The organism is Pseudoalteromonas sp. 19-MNA-CIBAN-0066 (genome assembly GCF_040308705.1).
Lineage (GTDB): Bacteria > Pseudomonadota > Gammaproteobacteria > Enterobacterales > Alteromonadaceae > Pseudoalteromonas > Pseudoalteromonas nigrifaciens.
Genome location: NZ_JBEONZ010000068.1, coordinates 1 through 7,878 on the forward strand (window position 1 = coordinate 1; position 7,878 = coordinate 7,878).

Sequence of the window (7,878 nt, forward strand, 5' to 3'; positions counted from 1 at the left end):
AAACCCTCCATGCGACAAAATCATAAAGCAGGTGAAAAACTGTTTGTGGATTACTGTGGCCCAACCATGAGTATTGTTGATACAAGTACAGGCGAATGTCGTACTGCACAAGTGTTCGTTGCGGTCATGGGTGCATCAAATTACACCTATGCCGAAGCGACTTACAGCCAGAAACTCGAAGATTGGGTGATGAGTCACGCCCGTTGTTTTGAGTTTCTTGGCGGTGTTCCTGAGCTAATAATTCCTGACAACCTTAAAAGTGCCGTCACCAAACCGTGTCGATATGAGCCTGACTTAAATCCAACCTACCAACAACTAGCGACACATTACGATACGGTCATTGTGCCCGCTAGACCCTATAAACCAAAGGATAAGGCTAAGGCTGAAGTGGGTGTGCAAATTGTTGAACGTTGGATAATGGCGCGCCTTCGCAATGAAACCTTCTTTAGCTTGCGTCAATTGAACCTGAAAATACAAGCATTACTGGTCGATTTAAATCAACGTAAAATGAAAAAGCATCCTGGCTCACGGCTCAGTCAGTTTGATGCTATCGACAGACCTGCACTCAAACCACTGCCTACACAGCCTTACAGCTATACCTTAGTAAAACAGGTGAGCGTGCATATTGATTATCATGTGGAAATTGAAAAGCACTACTACTCAGTGCCACATACCTTAATTAAACAAAAGCTTGAAGCCCATGCCTCCGGGAAGTTGGTGACACTCTACCATCAAGGCATACGAGTCGCTGTTCACCCCAGATCATACCGAGAAGGTGCGCACACCACGCTTGATCTGCATATGCCTATCGCTCATCAAAAGCAGCAACAATGGACACCACAGCGGTTCGAACGCTGGGCGAGTAAATTTGGCACATCAACTGAGCAGTTTGTTATGCAATTGATGCAAGCTAAAAAACATCCAGAGCAAAGCTACCGTGCTTGTATGGGGTTATTAAGCCTAGGTAAAAAGTTTAGTGATCAACGTCTTGAAGCCGCCTGTCATCGCGCATTAACCACAGGTGTTACTCGCGTTAAACAAGTAAAGAGTATCTTAGAAAAAGGCTTGGATAAACAACCCTTGCCACAAGCTCAAGGTGATTTACTACAAGATATTGATCATAAAAATATCCGTGGCAACCACTATTACCATTAATAAAAATTAACAAACCATAGGAAGACTTATGCAAAATATCAATCAACAAGTTAATAATCAGTTAAGTAATTTAAAGCTAAGCGGCATACGTGATGCGCTATTGCAGCAATACGAGCAACCCAATTTATACGTTGAACAAAGCTTCGAAGAGCGGCTAAGTTTATTGCTTGAACATGAAATAACGCAGCGTGATCAGCGTAAAATAGATCGCCTAACGCGACAAGCAAAGTTCAGAGTTGGCGGCACACTTGCCCAACTCAACTATGGCGCAGCACGACAACTCGATAAAGCTCAGATCCGTTCATTAGCACAAGGTGAATGGCTTCGTCTTCACCAAAACATCTTGATCACAGGAGCAACAGGTTGTGGCAAAACTTATCTCGCTTGCGCGCTTGGTCAAAACCACTGCCAACAAGGGAGTAGCGTTTATTATTTTAGGCTCAAAGAGCTATTAGAAAAGATGTTTCTAGCGCAAGCCGATGGTAGTTATCGAAAACTGATCAACAAGCTTAGCTCTGCCAATTTACTGATCTTAGATGATTGGGGATTAGAGCCATTAACGGCTCAACAACGGAGTGATTTACTGGAATTAATTGATGCAAGATATGATACAAAATCGACCTTAATAGCGAGTCAATTACCGATAGAAAATTGGTATGAAATGATCGGAGAATCGACACACGCGGATGCGATTCTAGATAGGCTTGTGCACGGGGCGATAAAGTTGGAATTAAAAGGCGAGTCGATGCGAAAAAAACTAAATTTCTTGACTGATGCCGATCACTCAAGTTAGATTTTACTGAGGTCTACTGACAGACAAAAAAGTGATCGGCTTGAATGGTATTGAGCGATCGGCATCATGGTATTACGCAACTACCAAAGTATTTTATGTTTTCGTTGTACTCATGGTGAAAGCAAGCGTCAAACTCCAATGAACTCTCACACATGATTGCCTCGCCAACTTTAGCGCTTGCAAACTTAAATACGTTTTTATTCGGAGAGGGTTTCCGCAAATTTCTTATGTACATGAGTAAAACTCAAGCAATTTAAGTACATTTATACTACTGAACGCCCCCCAAAGTGTCAAATTTGTCAGACTATGCTTTCATTTTTAAAATAAGATATTGATTTTAAAATCATTTATTTTTGTAAAAAATACAAAAGCTAATTTTATGTCAAAGTATACTTTCAATTTGTCAGACTATGCTTACTTTATGTCAAAGTATGCTTTCAGCGACAAAAGTAGAAATTTGATAATGCATTAGAATAATATTTATTTATTCATCGCAGCTTTTACATATACGTCGAAGCGGTTTTTTTTCGTTTTAATTTGCATGCTAGGGGTTTTGTCGTTTAAAAACGGGGCATAGTCGGGGCGCTTTACTACCACGCGCTTACTGGCAAGTGGGTAGGCAAATTCGAGTAAATCGTCGGCGTCGGTGTCGGCGCCTACTAAGTCTTGAAATACGCGCATTTCTTTTTTAACTAAGGCTGATTTTTCGCGATGCGGAAACATAGGATCTAAGTAAACTACATCTGGCATGCTTTCGCATTGAGCAAGTAAGGTATGGCTTGAGCCAAATATGAGGCTCATGTTTTGCTGCATCCACGGACCAATTTCAATGTCGTTGTATGCGCGCTGTAGGCCATCGTATAAAAGTGCTGCAACTACGGGGTGGCGTTCGTGCAATATTACTTTACAACCAAGCGACGCTAATACAAAACCATCACGTCCTAGCCCTGCTGTAGCGTCGAGGACTATAGGAGTCGCCCCTTTATTTAAGCCTACTGCTTTGGCAATTGCTTGGCCTTTACCGCCGCCAAACTTTCGTCTGTGCGCTGCAGCGCCCGTAACAAAGTCAACGCTTATTGCGCCTAGCTTAGGCTCATCGGTTTTATATAAGCTCAGGCCTGTATCGTCGTAATGCAGGCTAAAACCACTGCTTTGATCTGCCCAATGGGCTAAGCCAAAACGTGTTTCTAACTCATTTAAATAAGGACGGCATTCTTTAAAGGCACACTTAATAACCACTCTACACTCCGACGATAAAATACTTTTTCAGTATATCAAGCGCCTTAGTTTAAAGCATTAAATTAGCAATGAAAGGAAAACAATAGTCTTGAATTTGAGAGTAATTAAAGTTCAGATACTGTAAAAAATAAAGCGGTCAGTTTCATAATAAAAACTGACCGCTATATATTGGTGAGTAACTCAAAGTATATAGAGTTAACTTTATACTTTAGGCAGCAATACCGCTGTGGCGAAGAAGTGCGTCAACATTTGGCTCGCGGCCACGGAAGTTTTTAAATAATTCCATTGGCTCTTCGCTGCCGCCTTTTTCTAGGATGTGCTGCATAAATGCTCGCCCTGTTTCTGGGTTAAAAATGCCCTCTTCTTCAAATTTAGAATAAGCATCGGCAGAGAGTACTTCTGCCCATTTATACGAGTAATAACCTGCGCTATAACCACCGGCAAAAATATGGCTAAAGCCATGCTGAAAGCGGTTAAATTCTGGCGCTTTAATCACCGAGGTGCGGCTACGTACGTCGTTAAGCACAGCTTGAATATTACATGGCTCACCGGCTACGTAGTCGTTATGTATTTTAAAGTCGAATAACGAAAACTCTAACTGACGCAGCATTTGCATGCCCGAGTTATAGTTTTTAGCCGCTAGTAACTTATCTAGTAGCTCTTTTGGTAGTGGCTCGCCGGTTTCGTAATGCCCTGAAATAAAGCTAAGTGCTTGCTCTTCGTAGCACCAGTTTTCTAAAAACTGACTTGGTAGCTCTACCGCATCCCATGCAACGCCGTTAATGCCTGCAACAGGCGCTGCATCTACCTGAGTTAGCATATGATGAATACCATGGCCAAATTCATGGAATAATGTAGTTACTTCGTTATGAGTAAACAAGGCCGGTTTATCGCCTATTGCCTTGTTAAAGTTACAAACTAAATACGCCACTGGTGTTTGCAATTCGCCGCTAGCGCGTACTTTGCGCCCCATACAGTCGTCCATCCATGCGCCACCACGTTTATGATCGCGAGCATATAAGTCGAGATAAAAACGGCCACGTAACGTATTACTGCTGTCGTATATTTCAAAAAAGCGTACATCTTTGTGGTAGCTGTCAAAATCACTGACTTCTTTTACGCTAATGCCAAATAAACGGTTAACTGTTTCAAACAAACCACTTAATACTTTATTAGCTGGAAAATACGGGCGGAGTACTTCGTCTGAAATGGCGTATTTGTCTTGCTTAAGCTTTTCGCCGTAATAACCAAAATCCCACGCTGCTAGTTCGGTAATACCGTGTTTTTGCTCTGCGTAGGCTTGTAGCTCTGCAAGTTCTTGCTCTGCTTGTGGTTTTGATTTAGCCGCTAGGTCTTCTAAAAATGAGAATACTTGTGCAGGCGTCTCAGCCATTTTAGTGGCAAGTGACTTTTCAGCGTAGCTATTAAAGCCAAGCAACTGTGCTAGTTCATGACGTAGCGCTAGCTCTTCGCTCATAATTGCTGAGTTATCAAATTCACCCGCATTAGGACCTTGATCAGACGCACGTGTAGAAAACGCTGTGTATGTTTCTTCGCGTAATTCGCGATTATCGGCGTAGGTCATAATAGGTAAGTACGATGGAAAATCGAGCGTAAATACCCAGCCGTCTAATTCTTTACTTTTTGCGGTATCGGCAGCTAAAGCCAACGCCGACTCTGGTAAACCAGCCAGTTCACTTTCATCGGTAATGTGTTTATGCCAAGCCAATGTGGCATCCATAACATTGTTGCCAAATTTAGAGGCAAGCTCTGATAAACGCGCGCTAATTTCGCCATAACGTTTTTGCTGCGCGGGCTCTAGTGCAATACCCGATAATTTAAAATCGCGTAGTGCATTCGTAATCGACTTTTGCTGAGCAGTAGTGAGAATTTTAAATTCATCACTGTTATATAACGCGTTGTAAGCTGCAAACAAGCCTTGATGCTGTCCTACAAAAGTTGAGTACTCAGAAATAAGTGGCAAACATTGCTCGTATTGCTCACGTAGTTCGTCGTTATTCATTACCGAATTTAAATGCGATACCGGCGAAAACATCCGTGATAATTTATCATCAGCTTCTTCTAGTGGCAGTACTAAATCGTTCCAAGTGTATGATTTTTTAGCAAGCACATCTTCAATGGCTTGGCGGCACTGCTCAATCCCGTGCTTTAGTGCTGGCACTACGTGCTCTGGCTTTATTTTTGAAAATGGCGGTAGGCCTTCAAGCCCAATTAATGGGTTAGTGTTTGCATTGGTCATATTTTTCTCAAATTTGTGCATTATAAGCATTAAAGTTGGGGCAAAGTGACTAAATACAAGAGCATTTAAGCTTATGCTGATCGCAATAAGATCTTTTTCGTTTATACAGGGTGTATGGTAATTTTACCTATGCTGATTAAGTGATTTGCCTTGAGCATATGCTATCATCGGCACAATACAGTTAAATAAACTTTGAGGATTAAACATGGCTCAGCATTTTGATTATATTGCAATTGGCGGTGGTAGCGGCGGTATTGCGTCGGCGAACCGTGCGGCAATGCGTGGCGCTAAAGTAGCACTTATTGAAGCAAAACATATGGGTGGCACATGTGTAAACGTAGGGTGTGTGCCTAAAAAAGTAATGTGGCATGGTGCTCAAGTTGCTGAAGCAATTAATTTATATGCGCCTGATTACGGCTTTAATGTTGAAGTAAAAGGTTTTGATTGGGGCAAATTAGTAGAAAGCCGCGAAGCCTACATTGGCCGAATCCATAAAGGTTACGATAATGGCCTTGCAAACAACGGCGTTACCGTAATTAAAGGTTTTGCTAAATTTGTAGATAATAAAACAGTTGAAGTCGATGGTGAGCATTATACTGCTGATCATATTTTAATTGCTGTTGGCGGTCGTCCAAGCATTCCAAACATTGAAGGTGCTGAGCACGGCATTGACTCTAATGGCTTTTTTGAGCTTAAAGAGCAACCTAAACGCGTTGCTGTTATTGGCGCAGGTTACATTGCTGTAGAGCTTGCAGGCGTACTACATAGCTTGGGCACTGACACGCATTTATTTGTGCGTAAACACGCACCACTGCGTAACTTTGACCCATATATAATCGATACGCTAGTTGAAGTAATGGCAAAAGAAGGCCCTACGCTGCATACCGAATCTGTACCACATAAATTGGTTAAAGAAGACGACGGCTCAGTAACCTTGCATTTAGATAATGGTAAAAGCCATAACGTAGACCAAGTAATTTGGGCTATTGGCCGCGAGCCAACCACAAATGCAATTAATATTGCTGCAGCAGGCGTAGAAGTTAACAGCAAAGGTTTTGTTAAAGTAGACGAGTACCAAAATACCACAGCTAAAAACGTATACGCTGTGGGCGACATTATCGAAAACGGCATTGAGCTTACCCCAGTAGCAGTTAAAGCTGGGCGTACTTTATCTGAGCGCTTATTTAATAAAGAACTGCCAGATGATTTAAAAATGGATTACAGCTTAGTTCCTACAGTAGTATTTAGTCACCCACCCATTGGTACTATTGGCTTAACAGAGCAAGAAGCTATATCGCAATACGGTGCAGAAAACGTAAAAGTATACCAATCAGCTTTTGCCGCTATGTATACCGCGGTTACGCAACATCGCCAGCCTTGTAAAATGAAGCTAGTGTGCGCAGGTCCAGATGAAAAAGTGGTCGGCTTGCATGGTATAGGTTTTGCTGTAGACGAAATGATTCAAGGTTTTGCTGTCGCCATGAAAATGGGCGCAACTAAAGCTGACTTTGATGCTGTGGTTGCTATACACCCGACTGGCTCAGAAGAGTTTGTAACGATGCGCTAAGTATCGACTTTAAACTGCAAAAGGCCTTTACTATTTATTTAGTAAGGGCTTTTTTTATGCTCAATATATTTACACTTGCAACACACAACAAACCAACCAAACCATTACAAGAAAAACATCAAGAACAGGGCTAGTTATTCCGATTCATCCCACCGACGCCGCTTCGCGTCGATCAATGGGTTTTCTCGGAAGGATTCGATAAAAAGTTTCCATAATATTTTGGCTTTCTGTCCTTTTTGTAATTAAAATCTCGCGCATGGTCTCCTATGTGGATTTTTTCATGTTTTTACTACGATCTTTTATTTACTTATTATGCTTAGCTGGTGTTGCCTCATTAATTCAGCTTGAAGGCTTTGAATTACAGCAAAATGCACTTTATAGTGAAGAAACACTCACTGAGCACATGCAAGATATTTTAACTTTTTTAAGTGCTATTTTGTTTTTTTATGCCTCGCGTATTAGCTCGAAACTTAAGGTAGCTTCGGTATTACTTGCAGCTCTAACAGCAATGATGTTTGTAAGAGAATTTGATACATACCTTGATATGTATGTTTTTGATGGCGCCTGGCAAACTATCGTTTATTCAATACTTGCTTGTATATTTGTTTACCTAATAAGAAAAAGAGGGACTATTTTTAGCTCCATCCAAGCCTATACTCAAACACCAAGTTATGGCATTTGCTTATCTGGCTTGGTTACGTTGTTAGCTTTTTCTCGCATTATGGGCAGAGGTGAATTTTGGCACTCTATAATGGGTGAGAGCTACGTGCGTATAGTTAAAAACATTATGAACAACTCCCACTAAACGCTGCGCGTTTTGAAGGAGTTTCAAAAAGAAAGCCTAAGCTACCTTTTTAGGCTGGT

Annotated in this window: 6 protein-coding genes; 4 read left to right on the plus strand and 2 right to left on the minus strand. The window is 41.5% G+C overall.

Annotated features, from left to right (window positions below):
- Together istA and istB are read left to right on the plus strand one after the other, a co-directional pair.
- Window positions 1-1,155, plus strand: a 1,155-nt coding sequence (gene istA, locus AAEZ18_RS17970; protein WP_350587298.1) for an IS21 family transposase, incomplete at its 5' end; no start/stop codon positions are given.
- Window positions 1,156-1,183: 28 nt separating this feature from the next.
- On the plus strand, window positions 1,184-1,948 hold the full coding sequence (gene istB, locus AAEZ18_RS17975; protein ID WP_008111090.1) for an IS21-like element ISShfr5 family helper ATPase IstB: 765 nt from the start codon (window positions 1,184-1,186) through the stop codon (window positions 1,946-1,948).
- 480 nt (window positions 1,949-2,428) lie between these two features.
- Here the strand turns inward: istB and AAEZ18_RS17980 are convergent, their stop codons facing one another.
- Together AAEZ18_RS17980 and prlC are read right to left on the minus strand one after the other, a co-directional pair.
- Complete coding sequence (locus AAEZ18_RS17980) at window positions 2,429-3,187, minus strand: class I SAM-dependent methyltransferase (protein WP_197182940.1); 759 nt, start codon at window positions 3,185-3,187, stop codon at window positions 2,429-2,431.
- Between the two features lie 208 nt (window positions 3,188-3,395).
- A complete protein-coding gene (prlC, locus tag AAEZ18_RS17985; protein ID WP_197182941.1) occupies window positions 3,396-5,447 on the minus strand; it encodes an oligopeptidase A in 2,052 nt (683 codons plus the stop codon).
- Between the two features lie 205 nt (window positions 5,448-5,652).
- On the opposite strand from prlC, the gene gorA reads away from it, so the two are divergent.
- A complete protein-coding gene (gorA, locus tag AAEZ18_RS17990; RefSeq protein ID WP_011327071.1) occupies window positions 5,653-7,014 on the plus strand; it encodes a glutathione-disulfide reductase in 1,362 nt (453 codons plus the stop codon).
- Between the two features lie 280 nt (window positions 7,015-7,294).
- Window positions 7,295-7,819 (plus strand): hypothetical protein, encoded by a 525-nt coding sequence (locus tag AAEZ18_RS17995; RefSeq protein ID WP_225741007.1) that lies wholly within the window; start codon window positions 7,295-7,297, stop codon window positions 7,817-7,819.
- Window positions 7,820-7,878: the final 59 nt, after the last annotated feature.